This is a genomic window from Rathayibacter sp. VKM Ac-2857, assembly GCF_013205025.1.
Taxonomy (GTDB): domain Bacteria; phylum Actinomycetota; class Actinomycetes; order Actinomycetales; family Microbacteriaceae; genus Rathayibacter.
In genome coordinates this window covers 1-18,303 of the sequence record NZ_JABMLE010000001.1, presented here as the reverse complement: position 1 = coordinate 18,303, position 18,303 = coordinate 1, and the positions used below count along the sequence as shown (strand labels likewise).

The following is an 18,303-nucleotide window of genomic DNA, read 5'->3' as shown; positions in this document are numbered from 1 at the left end:
CGACAGGAAGGTGACTCCCGTGCTCGGACTCATCATCAGCCTCATCGTCGTCGGCCTCATCGCCGGCGCTCTCGCCCGCCTCATCGTGCCGGGACGCCAGAACATCAGCATCCTGATGACCATCGTGCTGGGGATCGTCGGATCCTTCGTCGGCGGCTTCCTCGGCTTCCTGATCTTCCAGCACGACCCGATGGAGGGCTTCCTCCAGCCGGCCGGGATCATCGGCTCCATCATCGGCGCGATCATCGTGCTGTTCCTCTACACCCGCTTCGGCGGACGCGCCCGCAGCCGCGCCTGATCGGATGCGGAACGACACGACGCCGGCCCGGGATCATCCGGGCCGGCGTCGTCGTGTGCGCGGAGCGCGAGCGGTGCCGCTACTCGAGCAGCTTCCCCGCGGTCGCGACCTCGCGGATCAGCGCCTGGATCTCCTCCGGCACCGCGGGGATCTCCTCGCGGGTGATCCCGGTGGACGGCGACCAGACCAGGTTCACCTGGAGCGCCGGGTCGATCTCGGGGTAGTCGCTGCGGTTGTGGCAGCCGCGGCTCTCGCGGCGCTCCAGCGCGGCCTCGAGGGTCGCCCGCGCCGCCATCGCGGCGGACTTCAGGTCGAAGGCGTGCGCGAGGTCCTGGAAGCCCGCGATGTCCGGGTGGATGCCGATGCCGGCGATGCGCGCCTCGATGGCGTTCAGCTCGGCGAGACCGGCCAGCAGGCCCGCCTCGTCGCGGACGACGCCGGCGTGCTCGGTCATGGTGTTGCGGATCGCGCGCTGCAGGGCCCGCACGTTCTCCTCGCCGTCGGCGGCGAGCAGGTCGGCGATCTCGTCGCGGGCGACCTGCACCGAGGCCGCCGAGCGGGTCTGAGCGGTCAGCGAGGCGGAATACTCCGCCGCCGCCTGCCCGACGATGCGGCCGAAGACGAGCAGCTCGATCAGCGAGTTGCCGCCGAGCCGGTTGGCGCCGTGCAGACCGCTGGACGCCTCGCCGATGGCGTAGAGGCCGGGGACGTCGGTGCTGTGGTCGTCCGAGCGGACCCAGACGCCGCCCATCGAGTAGTGCGCGGTGGGCGCGATCTCGATCGGGTCCTTCGTGATGTCGAGCATCTGCAGCTCGAGCATCGTCTGGTAGACGCGGGGGAGGCGGGTCATGATCGTCTCGCGCGGGAGGTGCGAGACGTCGAGCCAGACACCGCCGTTCGGCGTGCCGCGGCCCTCCTTGATCTCGGTGTAGCAGGCGAGCGCGACGCGGTCGCGCGTGGAGAGCTCCATCCGCTCCGGGTCGTACTTGCCCATGAAGCGCTCGCCGAGGCCGTTGCGGAGGATGCCGCCCTCGCCGCGGGCCGCCTCGGAGATGAGCGTGCCGGCCGCGTTCTCGGGCTCGATGATGCCCGACGGGTGGAACTGCACCAGCTCCGGGTCGCGCAGGCGCCCGCCGGCCTCGACGGCCAGGCGGAACGAGTCGCCCGTGTTCTCGTCGCGGCGCGAGGAGGTGCGGCGCCAGATGCGGTTGTGACCGCCGGCGGCGAGGATCACCGCGTCGGCGTGGATCAGGTAGCGGGTGCCGTCGACGAGGTCGAAGCCGTAGGCGCCGAAGACGGCGCCGTCCTCGTTGACGAGGATGCGGGTGACGTAGACGGTGTCCAGGATCGGGATGTCGAGCTGCGCCGCCCGGTTGACCAGCGTGCGCTGGATCTCGAGGCCGGTGTAGTCGCCGGCGAAGGCGGTGCGGCGGTAGGTGTGCGCGCCGAAGAAGCGCTGCGAGATGCGGCCGTCGTCCTCGCGGGCGAACGGCATGCCGTAGCGCTCGAGGTCCTGGATGCCGCGGGCGGCGTTCGAGGTGACGATCTCGACCGTGTGCGGGTTGGCGAGCTGGTAGGACTCGGTGATCGTGTCGGCCGCGTGCTGCTGCCAGCTGTCGTCGGGGTCCATCGTCGCGAGGGCCGCGTTGATGCCGCCGGCGGCGAGCGAGGTGTGGGCGTCCGACTTCGAGCGCTTGCCCAGCGCGAGGACGTCGACGCCGGCCTCGGCCAGCTCGATCGCGGCGCGAAGTCCCGAGCCGCCGGTGCCGATGACGAGGACGGAGGTGGAGATCCGGCGCTCCGGGGTCGTGGTGGTCGCTGAAGTGGTCATGACTCCACGCTAGGCAGGGCGCTTCGATTACTCCAATGCATAATGCTGGGGCTCGGCATGCGCTTACGCTATGGCCATGAACTTCGAGCAGCTGTCCGGCTTCGTCGAGGTCGCGCGCCTCGGCAGCTTCACCCGCGCCGCCGAGGAGCTGCATCTCGCGCAGCCCTCGCTGAGCCGCCAGATCTCCGCGCTCGAGCAGGACCTCGGCTCCGAGCTGTTCCACCGGGCGCGCTCCGGCAGCACGCTCACCTCCGCCGGCGAGCTGCTGCTGCCGCTCGCGCGGCGCATGCTCGCGGACGCCGAGTCGGTGCGGCGGGAGCTGGCCGAGCTCGCCGGGCTCGAGCGCGGGCGGGTCCGCTTCGGCGCGACGCCGACGCTCTGCATCAGCCTCGTCGCGGAGGTGCTGCACGCCTTCCACGCGGCGCATCCCGCGATCGAGTTGCACCTGGCCGAGGACGGCTCGCGGAGCCTGTTCGATCGACTCGCGCGCGGGGAGCTCGACCTCGCGCTCGTGACGACGTCGACGGCGGCGGCCGTCGGCGCGTTCACGGTGACGCCGCTGCTGGTCGAGGAGCTGGTCGTGGTCTCCTCGGCGGACGAGCCGGCGCTCGCCGCCGGTGATGCCCTCGGCCTGGCGGCGGTGGCCGCGCTTCCGCAGATCGTCTTCAACTCCAGCTACGACCTGCGCCGGACGACCGATGCCGCGTTCGCCGCCGCGGGCCTGATGCCCGACGTCGTGCTGGAGGGCGCCGAGATGGACGCGGTGCTGCGCTTCGCCGAGCGCGGGCTCGGCGTCGCGATCGTGCCGGCGATGGTGCTGCAGGGCCGCCCCGGGCTCCGCTCGATCCGGCTCGAGGAGCCCACGCTCAGCCGGACGATCAGCCTCGCCCGCCCGGCGGACCTCGCGCCGACGGCGGCGGTGCGGGTCATGCAGCGGACGATCGCGGCGACCGCGCGGGCGTTCGCGGCGCGGGCCGGCGGCACGATGCGGCTGGCGGGGGGTCAGTCCGAGAGGACTCCGGACCGCGCGTAGCCGCGGCTCCGCGCCGACAGCACCGTCGCTCCGAGCGCCGCCGCGATCACCGAGCCGGCCAGCACGCCGACCTTCACGTGCTCGCCCGCCGCGTTGCCGACGCCGAAGGACAGCTCGCCGACGAGCAGCGAGACGGTGAAGCCGATGCCGGCGAGCATCGACATGCCGACCAGATCCGGCCAGCGCAGCGCGGGGTCGAGGCGGAGGCCGGGCAGCCGGGTGATCAGGAAGGTGGTCGCGAGGATGCCGAGCGGCTTGCCGACGACCAGGCCGACGATGATGCCGAGGGCGATGCTGTCCTGGAACGACTCGACGAGGCCGGTGAGGCCGCCGATCGTCACTCCGGCCGAGAAGAAGGCGAAGACCGGGACGGCGACGCCGGCCGACACGCCGCTCCAGCGGTCGGCGAAGTGCGCGGCGAGCCCGTCGTACTCGGGCTCGCCGTCGCTGCCGGTTCCGGTGCGGACGCGGGCGCGGGCGGTCGCGACGACCGGGACGGCGAAGCCGAGCAGCACGCCCGCGACGGTCGCGTGGATGCCGGAGGCGTGGACGAGCGCCCAGGTGGCGACGCCGAGCGGGATCAGGATCCACCAGGTGCGGACGCCGCGCTGGACGAGGACGGCGAAGATCCCGAGCGGGACGAGCGCGAGCAGCAGCGGCAGGAAGGCGATCGCCGAGGTGTAGAAGACGGCGATGATCGTGATGGCGAGCAGGTCGTCGACGACGGCGAGGGTGAGCAGGAACGTCCGCAGGGCGACCGGGAGGCTCTTGCCGACGACTGCGATCACGGCGACGGCGAAGGCGATGTCGGTGGCGACCGGGATCGCCCAGCCCTGGAGGGCGTCGGGGCCGGCGGTCGCGTTGATCGCGACGTAGATCAGGGCGGGGACGGCGACCCCGCCGAACGCGGCGGCCACCGGGAGCGCGGCGGTGCGCGGATCGCGGAGCTTGCCGACGACGAATTCCTCCTTGAGCTCGAGGCCCACGACGAAGAAGAAGATCGCGAGCAGTCCGTCGGCCGCCCAGGCGCCGACGCTGAGGTTCAAATGGAGCGCCTCGGGGCCGAACTCGTAGTCGCGGACGGTCTCGTAGAAGCCGGCCGCGGGCGAGTTGGCGAGGACCAGCGCGAGGACGGTCGCGCCGAGCAGCAGGGCGCCGCCGACGGCGTCGGAGCGCAGCGTCTGGCGCAGGCCCCGCCAGATCGCGTGCGGCGCCTGGCGGGTGGGCTCGGAGCGGGTGGGCTCGGCGGCAGGGGTATGGGGCACGGAGGGGCTTCCTTCGGGAGGTCGTCGGATCACGTGAGAACGCGCCAGAGGGCCGCGTCCGCCGACCAGACTTCCCGGCACACCGCCGACCATCGTACCGACACGTTCCTCCCTACACTCGGACGATGCGACACGGCATCGTCATCCTCCCGCAGGAGCCCTGGTCCACCGCCCGCCGCAAGTGGCAGTCCGCGGAGGGGCTCGGCTTCGATCACGCCTGGACCTACGACCACCTCTCCTGGCGCTCGCTCGCGGACCAGGTCTGGCACGCGACGATCCCGACGCTGACGGCCGCCGCGGTGGTCACCGAGACGCTGCGGCTGGGCACCTTCGTCGCCTCGCCGAACTTCCGGCACCCGGTGCCGTTCGCGAAGGAGATCGCCACGGTGGACGAGATCTCGGGCGGCCGCTTCGTCCTCGGGGTCGGCTCGGGCGGGACGGGCTTCGACGCGACGGTGCTGGGGCAGGAGCTGCACTCGCCGCGGGAGCGGCACGAGCGCTACGTGGAGTTCGTCGCGGCACTCGACGTGCTGCTGCGGCACGAGGTGCCCGGCTCGGGCGGCATCGACCTCGAAGGCGCCTGGTTCACCGCGCGCGGGGCCCGGATGGTGGGGGAGCCGGTGCAGTCGCCGCGCGTGCCGTTCGTGCTCGCGGCGAACGGGCCCAAGGGCCTCGCGCTCGTGGCCGAGCGGGCGCAGGGCTGGGTGACGACGGGTCCGGAGGGCCGCAGCACCGAGGAGTGGTGGGCGGCGGTCGCCGAGCTCTCGAAGCGCCTCGACGACGCGCTCGAGGCCGCCGGTCGCGACCCGCGCTCGATCGAGCGGCACCTCTCGCTCGACTCCGGCCCGGACTACTCGCTCGAGAGCGTCGACCGCTACGCCGACTCGGCCGGCCGCGCCGAGGCGCTGGGCTTCACCGACGTGATCGCGCACTGGCCGCGGATGGAGGGGCTGTACGCCGGCGACGAGGACGTGCTCTACGAGGTAGCGGCGCGGTTCTAGCGCTCCCGGCGCTCGAAGACGAGGTGCACGACCCCGGACGGTGACGGCGTCGCCTCGATGTGGAAGCGCTGCTCCAGGCCCTCGAGCCCGTCCCACAGCCGCTCGCCGCGGCCGAGGACGATCGGGACGAGCACGACGTGCATCCGGTCGACGAGATCGGCGGCGAGGAACTGCCGCACCGTCGCCGCGCCACCGCCGATGCGCACGTCGCCGCTGCCGGCCAGCTCGCGGGCCCGCTCGAGGGCGGTCGCCGGGTCGGCGTCGACGAAGTGGAAGCTCGTGCCGCCGGCCATCGTGACGGTCGGGCGCGGGTGGTGCGTGAGGACCACGACCGGCGTGTGGAAGACCGGGTCCTCGCCCCACCAGCCGGTCCACTCCTCGTCCTCCCATGGACCGCGCTGGGGCCCGAACTTGTTGCGGCCCATGATCTCGGCGCCGACGCCGTCCGCCCAGGCGCCGGCGAACGCCTCGTCGACGCCCTGCGAGCCCTCGCCCGGACCGGGCAGGCCCATCCTGCGGAAGGTGCGGGTCCCCATCGCCCACTCGACCAGCCGGGAGCCGGCGTGGCCGAACGGGGTCTCGAGCGACTGGCCCTCCCCGGCGGCGTAGCCGTCGAGCGAGACGGAGAAGTTGTGGACTCGGACCTTTGACACGGGGTCTCCTTCGGGCGGACGACGGTTCAGGTGAGCGTAGGCGCGGACCGGCGGCGCAGTCCACGGGCCGCGAGCGCGACGCAGGCGAGGATCGCCAGCGCGGTCGCCGCCAGCAGCAGCGGCATCGGCAGGGCGACGGCCAGCGCGGCCAGGATCGCCGGCACGAGGAAGCCCGCGTAGGTGACCGAGTAGTAGACGGCGGTGATGCTCGCCAGGTCGCGGGTCTCGACGAGGGCCTGCGAGGCGGTCAGCCCGGAGACCATCGCGAGGCCGTAGCCGCAGCCGAAGACCGGCGCGGCGACGAGGACCGGCCAGAGCTGCTGCCCGACGGCGGCCGGGATCAGCAGCAGCGCGCCGAGCGCCGTGAGCGCGCCGCCGACGAGGGCGCCGCGGCCGCGCAGCCGCGCGAGCAGCGGGCCGGAGAAGAGCTGGGTGACCCAGCCGCAGCCGAGGGTGATCACGGTGACGAGGGTCGCGAAGCCGACGGTGACGCCGGGCAGGCGGTCGGCGACCAGGCTCGGCCCGACCGCGAAGGACAGGGCGGGCGCCGCGAACACCCAGGGGGCGAGCGGCAGGACGACGGCGGCGAAGCGGGCGCGGGCGGGGCGCGGGATGCTGAGCTCGCCGGCGAGGCGGCCGGCGGACGGGTCGTAGGCGCGGGTCTCCGGCGCGCGGAGGAGCACCAGGACGGCCGCGACGCAGGCCGCCGACTGCACGAAGTAGGGCAGCACGGTCGGCCAGGGGCCGAACTGCGCGAGCGCGCCGCCGACTCCCGCACCGCCGCCGAAGCCGATGGTGAGCATCGCGGAGGCGCGGCGGGCGCCGGCCGAGGACGCTCCCGTCGCGATCGACAGCTCCTTGATCCAGGCCGTGCCGACGACCATCCCGGCCGCGACGCTGAGCCCGCTGATGAAGCGGCCGATGCCGAGACCGAGCACGGAGGCGGGGGAGCAGGCGAGCACGACACTGCCGAGGACCCCGAGGACGAGGCCGGCCAGCAGCACCGGCCGGCGGCCGAAGCGGTCGGACCAGCCGCCGGCCAGGGCGAAGCCGGGCACGATGCCGAGGACGTAGGCGGCGAGCAGGATCGTGACCTGCGTCTGCGTGTAGCCCTCGAGCTGGCGGTAGAGCTGCATCAGCGGCAGGAACTGGTTGCCGCCCCAGCCGAGGACGACGAGCGACGGCGCGACGAGCAGCCAGGAGCGGGTGGAGGGCACGGACGGTCCGGCGGCGGAGGGGAGCGGCACGGTCCATAGTGGCGCACCGGAGCGGCTCGCGGTCAGAGCCGCACGACCAGCTTCCGTGCCGACACCCCCGCGTGCAACCGGTCGAGCGCGCCCTGCACGGCGCCGAGACCGGTGCCGACGACCTCGGGCTCGGGCGCGCAGCGGTGCCGGCCGTCGGCGAGCGCGCTCGGCAGGTGGTCGCGCCAGAGCATCGGCCCGACCTCGTTGCTCATCAGCGTGGCGCCCCAGACGTAGCGGGCGCGGATGCCGCGGCGGCGGGCGGCGAACTGGAGGCGGAGGTTCGCGCCGACGAGGCGCGACATCGTGCGCACGAACGGGAGGGAGAGCCCCGCCTTCCGCGGCAGGGAGCCGAAGGAGACCGAGGGACTGGCGAGGGCGACCCGGCGGGCTCCGGTGGCGGCCGCGACGGCGACGCAGGGCTCGGCGGAGCCGGTGCCGACCGCGAGGATCCCCGCCACCTCGGCGCCGCCGATCGCGGCGACGACGTCGGCGACCGCACTCGGGCCGCGGTAGTCGACGACCACGTCGGCGCCGAGCTCGCGGAGGCGGGCATGGTTGCCGGGCGAGGCGGTGGCGACGACGCGGTGGCCGGAGGCGACGGCGAGCTGGATCGCGTTGCTGCCGACGCTGGTGGCGCCGCCCCAGACGACGACGGTCCGGCCGGTGGCGACGGGCTCGGCCGACGGGTGGGGCAGCGCGAGGCGGTCCTTCTGGAAGAGCGCGGTGGCGGCGGTGGAGACCGCGAGCGGCAGCACCACGGCCTGCTCGTCCGCCAGCTGCGGCGGGATCGGCGCGGCGAGATCCGCCCGGACGACCGTGTACTCCTGGAAGCCGCCCTCGGCGTCGTGCCGGCGCCCGCGCTCCATCCCGACCGCGTAGGCGACGACGCGGTCGCCGACGGAGAAGCGGTCGACGCCGGGCCCGACCGCCGCGACCTCGCCGGCGACGTCCTCGCCGAGCACGGAGGGGTAGGGCAGCCAGCGGTACATCAGGTCGCCGGTCCACTGCTTGAGCTCGTCGAGCGGGTTCACGGCGACGGCGCGGTTGCGCACGAGCAGCTCGCCGGGCCCGGGGACGTGCAGCGCGGCGGGCCCGACGACGAGGTCGGCGCGGGCGGAGGGGAGCCGGGCGGCGGTGTTCGTGGGCACAGCGGGGTTCGAGGGCAACGGGTCTCCAGTGCTCGATGACAGGACGTGTCGTCACCGTACACTTGATGACACGTCGTGTCATCGGCTAGCCTGTCTCCATGTCACGCTGGGCCCCCGACGCCGCTCTGCGCCTCGAGCGCGCCGCGATGGAGCTGTTCGCCGAGCACGGCTACTCCTCGACGACGGTGCCGTCGATCGCCGAGCGGGCCGGGCTCACGACCCGCACCTTCTTCCGGCACTTCCCCGACAAGCGCGACGTGCTGTTCCTCCGCGAGCGGGAGTTCCCGGAGGTGGTGGCGCGACTGCTCGCCGCGGCGCCCGCGGGCCTCGATCCGCTGGGCCTGCTGATGCACGGACTCGTGACGGTCGCGGCGGGGGACCTCGAGGGTTGGCGCGGAGAGATCGCGGCGCGGCGAGCGGTGATCGTGTCCGAGCCGGCGCTGCGCGAGCGCGAGCTGCTGAAGTCGGCGGTGCTCGCCGACGCGATGCGCGACGCGCTGGTCGAGCGGAGTGTCCCGGCGGAGGACGCGGCGCTCGCCGCCCGCACGGCGGCCGCGCTCTTCGACGCGTCGCTGGAGCAGTGGCTCCGGGAGCGAGACAGCACGCTGGTCGTGGTGCTCCACGAGCAGCGCGCGAGGCTTCAACGCCTGGTCGGCCCGGCGGAGCAGGCGGGCTCGCCCGAGTAGGCGAGCCCGCCGGTGGCCTACGCCTTCGAGGTGGCCGTCGCGTTGCCGACGACGCCCTGCGGGTTCGACGTGGTGTCGGTCAGCACGAAGCGGATCTCCTGCGGGAAGGCCGTGGGCTTGACCCGCACCCAGGTCGTCTCCGCCGCGCGGGTCAGGGTCCAGGAGTAGGTGTAGAGGCCGTCGGTCAGCGCGCCCTGCACGCCGATCGCGAGGCTGGTGGTGTCGTAGCTGATGTTCGACACCGGCTTCGCGGAGGTGATGACGTAGGTCCAGCCGGTCTTGTACGAGGCGTAGTCGCCGTCGTCGGGGACGGCGGTGAAGTCGGTGCGGGCGTAGCCGGTGTTGTTGGTCGCCTTGAGGCTCGGGTCGCCGACCGACTGGCGGGTGGCCGAGAAGGTGGGGTTCGGGTAGGTGTCCGGCTGGCCGGGGACGACCGGGACGGTGGAGGCGCTCGCGAGCGGCGCCGCAGCGGCGACAGCGATGACGGGCAGCGACCAGGCCGCGGCGACCGCGACGGAGCGGCGCGAGGGGGAGAGGGGGGAGGAGGTGGGCACGGGGTCCTTTCGGGGCCGGGAGGGGGGGAGTTCCGTCCAGAAATTAGCGACAGCGCGCCCGTCCTTCCGCGCCAGCGCCCGCCCGGGCCCGGCCCCTCTCAGGGGGAGGAGGCACGCCGTTCCTGGGCTCCGGCCGACACGACCGGGTAGAACCACCTAGTTCGGAAGGGGTGCTCGTTAGCCTGGGTGGATGGCCAGAACCGTCTCCACCACCACCGCCGTCGACCGCGACGGCATGCTCGACTTCGTGCGACCGCGGCACCGGATGCTCGTCGCCACCACCCGCGCCGACGGCCGGCCGCAGATGTCGCCGGTGTCCGGCGGCGTCGACGCCGAGGGCCGCCTGGTGATCTCGACCTACCCCGGCCGGGCGAAGACCCGCAATGCCGAGCGCCGCTCCGCCGCCTCGGTCCTCGTGCTCTCCGACGACTGGAACGACGCGTGGATCCAGGTCGACGGCGAGGCCGAGGTCCTGCACATGCCGGAGGCGGAGGACGCGCTCGTCGACTACTACCGCAGCATCTCGGGCGAGCATCCGGACTGGGACGAGTACCGCGCGGCGATGCGACTGCAGGACAAGTCGCTGCTGCGCATCACACCGACCCGCTGGAGCCCGATCGCGACCGGCGGGTTCCCCGCGGACGTCGCGGCGCGGCTCGACGCACCCCGCCTCGACGCTGCGCATCTCGACAACCAGGCGTGACCGGCCCTCGCCTCACCCGGGCCGCTCGGGCCTGGCGCGACGCGGTCTCCGGCCCGCGGCTGCTCCTCGCACTGAAGACCGCGGTGGCGGTGGGCATCGCCTGGGCCGTCGCCCCGCACGTGCCCGGAGTCGCGGAGCAGTACCCGTACTACGCGCCGCTCGGCGCGCTCGTCAGCATGTACCCGACGCTGATGGGCTCGGCGAAGACGGGGCTGCAGACCCTCCTCGGGCTCGCGGCGGGCATCGGGTTGGCCGTGCTGGTCGTGGTGACCGTCGGCCCGACCTGGTGGACGATCCCGCTGATCGTCGGCATCGGCGTGGTGCTCTCGGGCACCGGCTGGTTCGGCGCGGGGCGGGAGTACGTGCCGATGGCGGCGCTCTTCGTGCTGATCATCGGCGGCGCGAAGGCGGAGGACTACTCGCTCGGCTACCTCGTGCAGATGGCGGTCGGCGTGATGGTCGGGCTGCTGGTCAACCTCCTGGTCGCTCCGGGGCTCACCTCCGAGGCCGCGACGGCCCGCGTCGACGAGTTCGAGCGCCAGCTCTCGACCCACCTGCACGACATGGGCACCGCCCTCGAGGAGACCTGGCCGCCCGAGCACGAGGCCTGGTCGACCAACGGCGAGCAGCTGGCGGCGACCGCGGCCGAGGTCCGGCGCGCGCTGGTCGACGGCGATGAGAGCCGGAAGGGCAATCCGCGCGCGCTGCTGCACCGGCACAGCTCGCAGACCGACCACCTCCGCCTGGCGACCCTCGACGGGACGCTCTTCCACGTCCGCGACATGACGGCCGCGCTGGCGGACACCATCTGGAACCGCCCGGGCGCGCTGCCGTTCGACGCGGAGCTGGCGGCGCCGCTGAGCGCGGCCTGCCACGCGGTCGGCGATGCGGTGGTGACGGGCGGCTCGCCGGAGGACCGCTCCCTGGAGCCTGCGGACGCCGCCGTCGAGGAGCTCGTGCGCGCCGTGGACGCCCGCGCCGCCGCGACCGGGACGAGCATGGGCCCGGGCGTCCTGGTCGCGATCCACCTGCGCCGCATCCTCGTGGAGCTGCGCAGGGACGGCCCCGTGCGAGCTCCAGGGGCGAGTGCGGAGGGATCGCGTGCGGAAGGATGAGGGGATGACTCCGCAGCTCCGGGACCGATTCGCGCACTGGTTCGACGAGGGCGCGCCGGTCGCTCCGTCGCTGAGCTGGGCGCTGTTCGACCGCGACGGGCTGCTCCTCCAGCACGCGATCGGCGAGCACCGCCTCGACGGTGCGACGCCCGCGGCCGGCACCGTGCACCGCATCGCGTCGATGTCGAAGAGCTTCGAGGCGGCCGCCGTGCTGATCCTCCGCGACCGCGGGCTGCTGGACCTCGACGACCGCGTGAGCGCCCACGTGCCCGAGTTCGCGGACCCGGTCGACGCCGCGGGCCGGGTACTGCCGGTGACGCTCCGGATGCTGCTCAGCAACTGCTCGGGGCTGCCCGAGGACAACGGCTGGGCCGACCACGTCATGGCGATGCCGCGCGCGGAGTTCCTCGCGCTGATCGCGCGCGGGCTCACCTTCACGGAACGGCCGGGCGAGGTCTACCAGTACTCCAACATCGGCTTCTGGCTGCTCGGCGTGATCGTCGAGAACGTCTCCGGCGAGGACTTCGTCGCCTTCGCGACCCGGACGATCCTCGAGCCGCTCGGCCTGGCGAGCACGCGCTACGACGTGAACGCCTACCCCGCGGGGACCGACCTCGCGCGGGGCTTCAGCAGCTTCGACGAGGGCGCGACCTGGACCGCCCGCCCGTACACCGGCACCGGCGTGGGCGCCTGCGCGGCGAGCATGTACAGCACCGTCGGCGACATCGCGCGCTGGAGCGGCTGGTTGTCGTCGGCGTTCGTCGGCGCGGACGACAACGGTGAGAACGGAGACGGTGCCGACGGGAACGATGACGACGCCGTCCTCAGCCGCGCCTCCCGCCGCGAGATGCAGCGCGGCTGGACCCCGGTCCCCGCGCTCAGCCCCCGCGCCGGCGAGAGCACCCTCGACGGCTCGGCCTACGGTCTCGGGCTCGTGATCGAGCAGGACGTCCGCTTCGGCGCGATCGCCCATCACTCCGGCGGGCTGCCCGGCTGGTCCTCGAACATGCGCTGGCACCTGGAGTCCGGTCTGGGCGTCGTGGTCTTCGCGACCACGAACGGCGCCAAGCTCGCCGCCGCGGCCACGGGCCTCCTCCGCGCGGCGCTCGAGGACGCCGAACCGCCGGCCCGCACGATCGCGCTGCACCCGTCGACGCTGGCGGCCGCCGCCGCCGTCGAGGCCGCGATCGTCGGTCCCGGCGACCCCGGTCAGGCGGAGGAGATGTCCGGCGGCGTGCTGTTCAGCCCCAACCTCCTCAGCGACGTGCCGGCCGAGGTGCGAGCCCGCCGCCTCGCCACTGTGCTCGAAGAGGTCGGCGGACTCGCGGAGCAGCCCACCGCTCGCCCCCTGCGCGAGCGGCTGCTCTGGAGCGCCTCCGCGGCCCAGGTCTCCTTCTCCCTGCCCGGCCGCGACGGCGAGCTCGAGGTCCGGCTCGAGATGACGCCGACGATCCCCGCGCTGCTGCAGCGCCTCGACGTCGTGAAGCGGGAGACGCTCGAGTCGCCGCCGGTCGTCCGCGCGTACCGCCCCCGCCTGGACTGAGCGCACATCGGGACAGGGCAGGCTGGTCGGATGACTGCGCGCACCCCCGACGACCACCGCCTCGACCGGGTCCGCGTCCGCGGCGCCCGCGAGAACAACCTCCGCGACGTGGACGTGGACATCCCGCGCGACGCGCTGGTCGCCTTCACCGGGGTGTCGGGCTCGGGCAAGAGCTCGCTCGCGTTCGGCACGCTCTACGCGGAGGCGCAGCGCCGCTACTTCGAGTCGGTGGCGCCGTACGCGCGGCGGCTGATCGACCAGGTCGGCGTTCCGGACGTCGACGCGATCGACGGACTGCCGCCGGCCGTCGCGCTGCCGCAGCGCCGCTCCGGCGGCTCGGCCCGCTCGACGCTCGGCAGCGCCACCACTCTCTCGTCCGTGGTGCGGATGGTCTTCTCCCGGGTCGGGACCTACCCCGAGGGCGCGCCGATGCTCCTCGCGGAGGACTTCTCCGCGAACACCGTCCAGGGCGCCTGCCCCGCCTGCCACGGGATCGGCCGCGTCTACGACGTGCCCGAGGAGCTGATGGTGCCGGACGGCTCGCTCTCGATCCGGGACGGCGCGCTCGCGGCCTGGCCGACCGCCTGGCACGGCAAGCAGCTGCGCGACAGCCTGATCTCGCTCGGCTACGACATCGACGTGCCCTGGACGACGCTTCCGGCGGAGGAGCGCGAGTGGATCCTGTACACGCAGGAGTCGCCGCAGGTCCCGGTCTGGACGGATCGCGGGCCGGCCGAGGTGCGGGCGGCCGTGGCGGCAGGGGCCGAACCGCGCTACATGAGCACGTTCCTCGGGGTGCGCCGCTACGTGATGGACACCTTCGCCGGTTCCAAGAGCGCCCGGATGCGCGAGCGCGCGGCGACCTTCCTGGTCAGCGTCGCCTGCCCGGACTGCCACGGCAAGCGGGTGAAGCCGGAGGCCCTGGCGGTGAGCTTCGAGGGCCTGGACATCACCGAGCTGTCGGCGCTGCCGCTGGAGGAGCTCGCGGCGCTGCTGACCCGCGTGCTCGAGCCGGACTGGATCCCGGCGGGCGGCGCGCCCCTCCCTCCCGAGACGCGGCTCGCCGCCCAGCGCCTGGTCTCGGACCTGCTCGGCCGGATGGCGCCGATCGTCGACCTCGGCCTCGGCTACCTGTCGCTCGACCGGTCGACGCCGACCCTGTCCTCGGGCGAGCTGCAGCGGATGCGCCTCGCGACCCAGGTGCTCTCGCGGCTGTTCGGCGTGGTCTTCGTGCTCGACGAGCCGTCGACGGGGCTGCACCCGGCCGACACGGAGGCGCTGCTCGGCATCCTGCGCTCGCTGAAGGACAGCGGCAACACGGTCTTCTTCGTCGAGCACTCGCTCGACGTGATCCGCGAGGCCGACTGGATCGTCGACATCGGCCCGGCGGCCGGCTCGGGCGGCGGCACCGTCGTCTACTCGGGCGAGCTCGCGGGCCTGCGCGAGGCGGGCGACTCGATCACCCGGCGCTACCTCTTCCCCGAGACCGCGGAGCCGACGCCGCCGCTGCCCGTACGGCGGACGCCCGACGCGCAGGTGCGGCTGGTCGACGTGGCGCGCAACAACCTCCGCGGGCTCGACGTCGCATTCCCGCTCGGCGCGCTGACCGCGGTGACGGGGGTGTCCGGGTCGGGCAAGTCGACGCTGGTCAATCAGGCGCTCCCGGACCTGCTCCGCGCGAGCCTGCAGGCCGATCTCGCGGGGGAGAGCCCCGAGCCGGACGAGTCGTCCTCCGACGACCCGCTGCTCGACGCCGACTCCGGCGTCACGACCGGCAGCGCGACCGGACCTGCGGAGCGGCTGCGCCGGGTGGTGCAGGTCGGCCAGACGCCGATCGGGCGCACCTCGCGCTCCAACGTCGCCACCTATACCGGCCTGTTCGACCGCGTCCGCGCGCTCTTCGCGGCGACTCCGGAGGCCAAGCGCCGTCGCTACGGGGCCGGCCGCTTCTCCTTCAACATGCCCAGCGGCCGCTGCCCGGTCTGCAAGGGCGAGGGCACGATGGAGGTCGAGCTGCTCTTCCTGCCGACCGTGCAGGCGCCGTGCACGGCCTGCGGCGGCACTCGCTACAACGCCGAGACCCTCGAGGTCACCTGGGGCGGGCGCTCGATCGCCGACGTCCTCGCGCTGAGCGTCACCGAGGCGCGCGAGGTCTTCGCCGAGGAGACGGAGATCGGCCGGCACCTCGACGCGCTGCTCGACGTGGGTCTCGGCTACGTCGCGCTCGGGCAGCCCGCGCCGGAGCTGTCCGGCGGCGAGGCGCAGCGGGTGAAGCTCGCCTCGGAGCTGCGGCGGGCGCAGCGCGGCGACACCCTCTACCTCCTCGACGAGCCGACGTCGGGACTGCACCCGGCCGACGCGGACCGGCTGCTCGGCCACCTGCAGCACCTCGTCGACGCGGGCAACACCGTGATCGTCGTCGAGCACGACATGCGGATCGTCGCCGACGCGGACTGGGTGATCGACCTCGGCCCGGGAGCGGGCGACGCGGGCGGCTCGATCGTCGCGACCGGCACGCCGGAGCAGGTCGCGCGGGCGGACGGCAGCCGGACGGCGCCGTACCTGCTGGCCGCGCTGGAGCGGCGAGGCTAGGGAGCGCACCCGAGGGTCTAGCGTGAGCCGCATGCCCGCCTCCGCTCGCCGTGTCGTTCCGGCGCTCCTCGCCACCGCCCTCGTCGCCGGAGCCGTCGCGCTCCCGGCGCCGGCCCTCGCCGACACCGCCGCCAAGGCCGGCACGAGCGGTGGCACCAGCTCCGGCGACCCGTACTTCCCGGGCCTCGGCAGCTCGGGCTTCGACGCGCTCAGCTACAGCCTGTTCCTCACCTACGACCCGGCCCCGCGGGCGCTCACCGGCCGTGCCGTCGTGACCCTCTCGCCGACGCAGGAGCTGAGCTCGTTCTCCTTCGACCTCCGCGGCCTGACGGTCTCGAAGGTCTCGGTGAACACGAAGGGCGCCGCCTTCACGCAGGTCGGCGACGAGCTCACGATCACGCCCGCCCGCTCGCTCAAGAAGGGCGCGCCGACCCTGGTCGACATCCGCTACGCCGGCACGACGGGCAACCCGGTCGACGCCACCGGCGCCCCGTACGGCTGGTGGTCGACCGACGACGGCGCCCTGGTCGCGAGCGAGCCCGACGGCGCCTCGACCTGGTATCCGGTCAACGACTCGCCGGCCGACAAGGCCCGCTACTCCTTCACCCTCACGGTCCCGGAGGGGCGCACCGCCGTCGCGAACGGCGTCCCGGTGGGCTCGCCCGTCACCCGCAACGGCTGGACCACCTCCAGCTGGGTCGAGACCAGCCCGATGGCGAGCTACCTCGCGATGGTCAACATCGGCGACTACGACCTGGTGCGCTCGCGGGCGGGGGGCGTGGTCAGCATCGACGCCGTCGACCGCGACCTCACCGGCGACGCTCGCGCGAGCACGGAGGCCGCGCTCGCGCGCCAGGGCGAGATCATCGACTACTTCACGACCGTCTTCGGCCCGTACCCGTTCCGCTCGGGCGGCGCCGTCGTCGACGACGACGAGATCGGCTACGCCCTCGAGACGCAGGGGCGGTCGTTCTACTCGGGCGGCGCCGACACCTCGACCGTCGCGCACGAGATCTCGCACCAGTGGTTCGGCGACAGCGTCACCCCGCGGGTCTGGGCGGACATCTGGCTGAACGAGGGCTTCGCGACCTACGCCGAGTGGCTGTGGGCGGAGCACGACGGCGGCCCGACCGTCGAGGAGTCGGCCGCCGAGGTCGCGGCGATCCCCGCCGACGACCCGTTCTGGGCGACGCAGGTCGCCGATCCGGGGGCGCTCGGCCTCTTCGACAGCCCGATCTACGCGCGCGGCGGCCTCACGCTGGTCGAGCTGCGCTCCACCATCGGCGAGGAGGCCTTCGGCACGCTGCTGCAGCGCTGGGCCGCCGAGAACCGCTACGGCAACGTGACCACGGCCGACCTGCAGGACCTCGCCGAGTCGGTCTCCGGCCAGGACCTCTCCGCCTTCTTCGACACCTGGCTCCGCACGCCGTCCAAGCCCGCGGGCCTGTAGCGGCATCGCGCCCCTGCTGGTCGAGCAGCGCGTGCGTTCCCTGCTGGTCGAGCAGCGCGCAGCGCGTAGAGGGGGAAAGCCATGCTGATCGAGTAGCCCGCGCAGCGGGCGTATCGAGATCCACCAGCGTCAGAACGCGGGTCTGCAGACCCGCCCTGCTGATGACGGCGGGTCTCGATACGCCCCTGCGGGGCTACTCGACCAGCATGATGAGCGCGGGCTGACGCATGCGGGCGGCGCACGGAACCGCCGCGGCGGCAGCCCCTCCTGGTCGAGTAGCGCGCAGCGCGTATCGAGACCCGCGTCCTTCAGAACGGCGGGACGTCCACGAAGCGGGGGCCCGGCGGCGCCCCAGCCAGCGCCGGCGGGCGTACGACGACGATGCGGCCCGTGGGGGTGGTCCACCCGATGCCGCCGTCCGGGCGGGGGACGTAGGTCCAGCGGTCGCCGTGGCGCACGTGGTGGTGGCTGGTGCAGAGGGAGACGAGGTTCTCGAGCGAGGTCTCGCCGCCGTTGCGCCACTCGAGGGTGTGGTCCGCCTCCGCCCGAGATGCGGTGCGGGTGCAGCCCGGGAAGCGGCACGTCTGATCGCGCAGCTGCAGGTGCAGGCGCATCTGCGGCGGCGGGAGACGGTAGGTGCGGCCGACGGACCTCACGGCGCGGGTGTCTGGATCGGTGAGGACGCGGGTGAACGACGCGCCCGTCGCGACCAGCGCACGAGCGAGGTCGGCCGGGATCAGGCCGTAGCCGTCGAGATCCGCCGGTGCGTCGTCGAGACCCGCGGCGGTCGACGCGGCGAGCGTGAGCCGCACCTCGGCGCGGATCCCGGGCACGTACGACGCGGACAGCTGAGGCCCGTCGCTCGCGGGAGTGGTGCCGGCGATGTCGCCGTCGCGCAGCAGGTCGGTGAGCACGTCGGCCTTCAGCTGGGCCAGGGTGCGCTGGTCGCCGCCGTCGCGGAGGGAGCGGGCGATGCGGTCGACGCGGTCGCCGATCCCCATCGCGTCCGGCGCGGGGAGGAGCGCGCAGAGGGTGGCCATCCCGTCGACGTCGGGCGTGATCCAGACGGCACGGTCCTGGCGGGCCCGAGCATGGCGCTGGACGAGCGGCTCCTCGTGCAGCTGATCACGCAGACGGCCGACGATCCTCCTCAGCTGCGTCGGAGTCACCTCCGGGGCGACCTC

Annotated in this window: 16 protein-coding genes; 9 read left to right on the top strand and 7 right to left on the bottom strand. The window is 73.7% G+C overall.

Features of this window, described 5'->3' with window-relative positions:
• The first annotated feature begins 19 nt into the window (after positions 1-19).
• Positions 20-298: a GlsB/YeaQ/YmgE family stress response membrane protein gene (locus tag HQQ86_RS00080; protein ID WP_123445883.1), complete on the top strand. Its 279-nt coding sequence runs from the start codon at positions 20-22 to the stop codon at positions 296-298.
• Between the two features lie 79 nt (positions 299-377).
• On the opposite strand, the gene HQQ86_RS00075 is transcribed toward HQQ86_RS00080, so the two are convergent.
• The gene (locus HQQ86_RS00075) at positions 378-2,129 is read right to left on the bottom strand and encodes an L-aspartate oxidase (RefSeq protein ID WP_173285454.1); all 1,752 of its coding nucleotides are present in this window, start codon (positions 2,127-2,129) and stop codon (positions 378-380) included.
• A 76-nt stretch (positions 2,130-2,205) separates the two neighbouring features.
• Between HQQ86_RS00075 and HQQ86_RS00070 the strand changes: the two genes are divergently transcribed.
• A complete protein-coding gene (locus HQQ86_RS00070) occupies positions 2,206-3,162 on the top strand; it encodes a LysR family transcriptional regulator (RefSeq protein ID WP_173285452.1) in 957 nt (318 codons plus the stop codon).
• On the opposite strand, the gene nhaA is transcribed toward HQQ86_RS00070, so the two are convergent.
• Positions 3,132-4,352, bottom strand: a complete 1,221-nt coding sequence (gene nhaA / locus HQQ86_RS00065) for a Na+/H+ antiporter NhaA (protein WP_254071797.1) — start codon at positions 4,350-4,352, stop codon at positions 3,132-3,134. The two genes, HQQ86_RS00070 and nhaA, sit on opposite strands and share 31 nt — an antisense overlap.
• A 200-nt stretch (positions 4,353-4,552) precedes the next feature.
• On the opposite strand from nhaA, the gene HQQ86_RS00060 reads away from it, so the two are divergent.
• Positions 4,553-5,428 (top strand): LLM class flavin-dependent oxidoreductase, encoded by an 876-nt coding sequence (locus tag HQQ86_RS00060; protein ID WP_173285448.1) that lies wholly within the window; start codon positions 4,553-4,555, stop codon positions 5,426-5,428.
• Here HQQ86_RS00060 and HQQ86_RS00055 read toward each other — a convergent pair.
• The 3 genes from HQQ86_RS00055 to HQQ86_RS00045 are packed head-to-tail and all read right to left on the bottom strand — an operon-like array spanning position 5,425 to position 8,476.
• Positions 5,425-6,081 (bottom strand): dihydrofolate reductase family protein, encoded by a 657-nt coding sequence (locus tag HQQ86_RS00055; protein WP_173285446.1) that lies wholly within the window; start codon positions 6,079-6,081, stop codon positions 5,425-5,427. The two genes, HQQ86_RS00060 and HQQ86_RS00055, sit on opposite strands and share 4 nt — an antisense overlap.
• A gap of 26 nt (positions 6,082-6,107) precedes the next feature.
• Positions 6,108-7,328, bottom strand: a complete 1,221-nt coding sequence (locus tag HQQ86_RS00050) for an MFS transporter (RefSeq protein WP_173285444.1) — start codon at positions 7,326-7,328, stop codon at positions 6,108-6,110.
• A 32-nt stretch (positions 7,329-7,360) separates the two neighbouring features.
• Positions 7,361-8,476: a zinc-binding alcohol dehydrogenase family protein gene (locus HQQ86_RS00045; RefSeq protein ID WP_173285442.1), complete on the bottom strand. Its 1,116-nt coding sequence runs from the start codon at positions 8,474-8,476 to the stop codon at positions 7,361-7,363.
• A gap of 98 nt (positions 8,477-8,574) precedes the next feature.
• Here HQQ86_RS00045 and HQQ86_RS00040 point away from each other — a divergent pair, with 98 nt between their 5' ends.
• Positions 8,575-9,162 carry a TetR/AcrR family transcriptional regulator gene (locus tag HQQ86_RS00040; protein WP_173285440.1) on the top strand — a complete coding sequence of 196 codons (588 nt, stop codon included), beginning with the start codon at positions 8,575-8,577 and terminating at the stop codon, positions 9,160-9,162.
• Between the two features lie 17 nt (positions 9,163-9,179).
• Here HQQ86_RS00040 and HQQ86_RS00035 read toward each other — a convergent pair whose 3' ends face one another.
• Positions 9,180-9,716 (bottom strand): hypothetical protein, encoded by a 537-nt coding sequence (locus tag HQQ86_RS00035; protein WP_173285438.1) that lies wholly within the window; start codon positions 9,714-9,716, stop codon positions 9,180-9,182.
• A 190-nt stretch (positions 9,717-9,906) separates the two neighbouring features.
• On the opposite strand from HQQ86_RS00035, the gene HQQ86_RS00030 reads away from it, so the two are divergent.
• Genes HQQ86_RS00030 through HQQ86_RS00010 form a run of 5 tightly spaced genes read left to right on the top strand, consistent with a single transcriptional unit; the run spans position 9,907 to position 17,119 of the window.
• Complete coding sequence (locus HQQ86_RS00030) at positions 9,907-10,419, top strand: PPOX class F420-dependent oxidoreductase (protein ID WP_173285436.1); 513 nt, start codon at positions 9,907-9,909, stop codon at positions 10,417-10,419.
• Entirely contained in the window at positions 10,416-11,534 is a 1,119-nt protein-coding gene (locus tag HQQ86_RS00025) for an aromatic acid exporter family protein (RefSeq protein WP_173285434.1), read from the top strand. The genes HQQ86_RS00030 and HQQ86_RS00025 overlap by 4 nt, the downstream gene beginning before the upstream one ends.
• Positions 11,535-11,538: 4 nt before the next feature.
• The gene (locus HQQ86_RS00020; protein ID WP_173285432.1) at positions 11,539-13,077 is read left to right on the top strand and encodes a serine hydrolase; all 1,539 of its coding nucleotides are present in this window, start codon (positions 11,539-11,541) and stop codon (positions 13,075-13,077) included.
• A gap of 30 nt (positions 13,078-13,107) precedes the next feature.
• Positions 13,108-15,669, top strand: a complete 2,562-nt coding sequence (locus tag HQQ86_RS00015) for an excinuclease ABC subunit UvrA (RefSeq protein ID WP_173285430.1) — start codon at positions 13,108-13,110, stop codon at positions 15,667-15,669.
• Between the two features lie 31 nt (positions 15,670-15,700).
• On the top strand, positions 15,701-17,119 hold the full coding sequence (locus tag HQQ86_RS00010; protein WP_173285429.1) for a M1 family metallopeptidase: 1,419 nt from the start codon (positions 15,701-15,703) through the stop codon (positions 17,117-17,119).
• A gap of 308 nt (positions 17,120-17,427) precedes the next feature.
• Here the strand turns inward: HQQ86_RS00010 and HQQ86_RS00005 are convergent.
• A partial coding sequence (locus HQQ86_RS00005; protein ID WP_173285427.1) for an HNH endonuclease signature motif containing protein occupies positions 17,428-18,303 on the bottom strand: 876 nt, incomplete at its 5' end.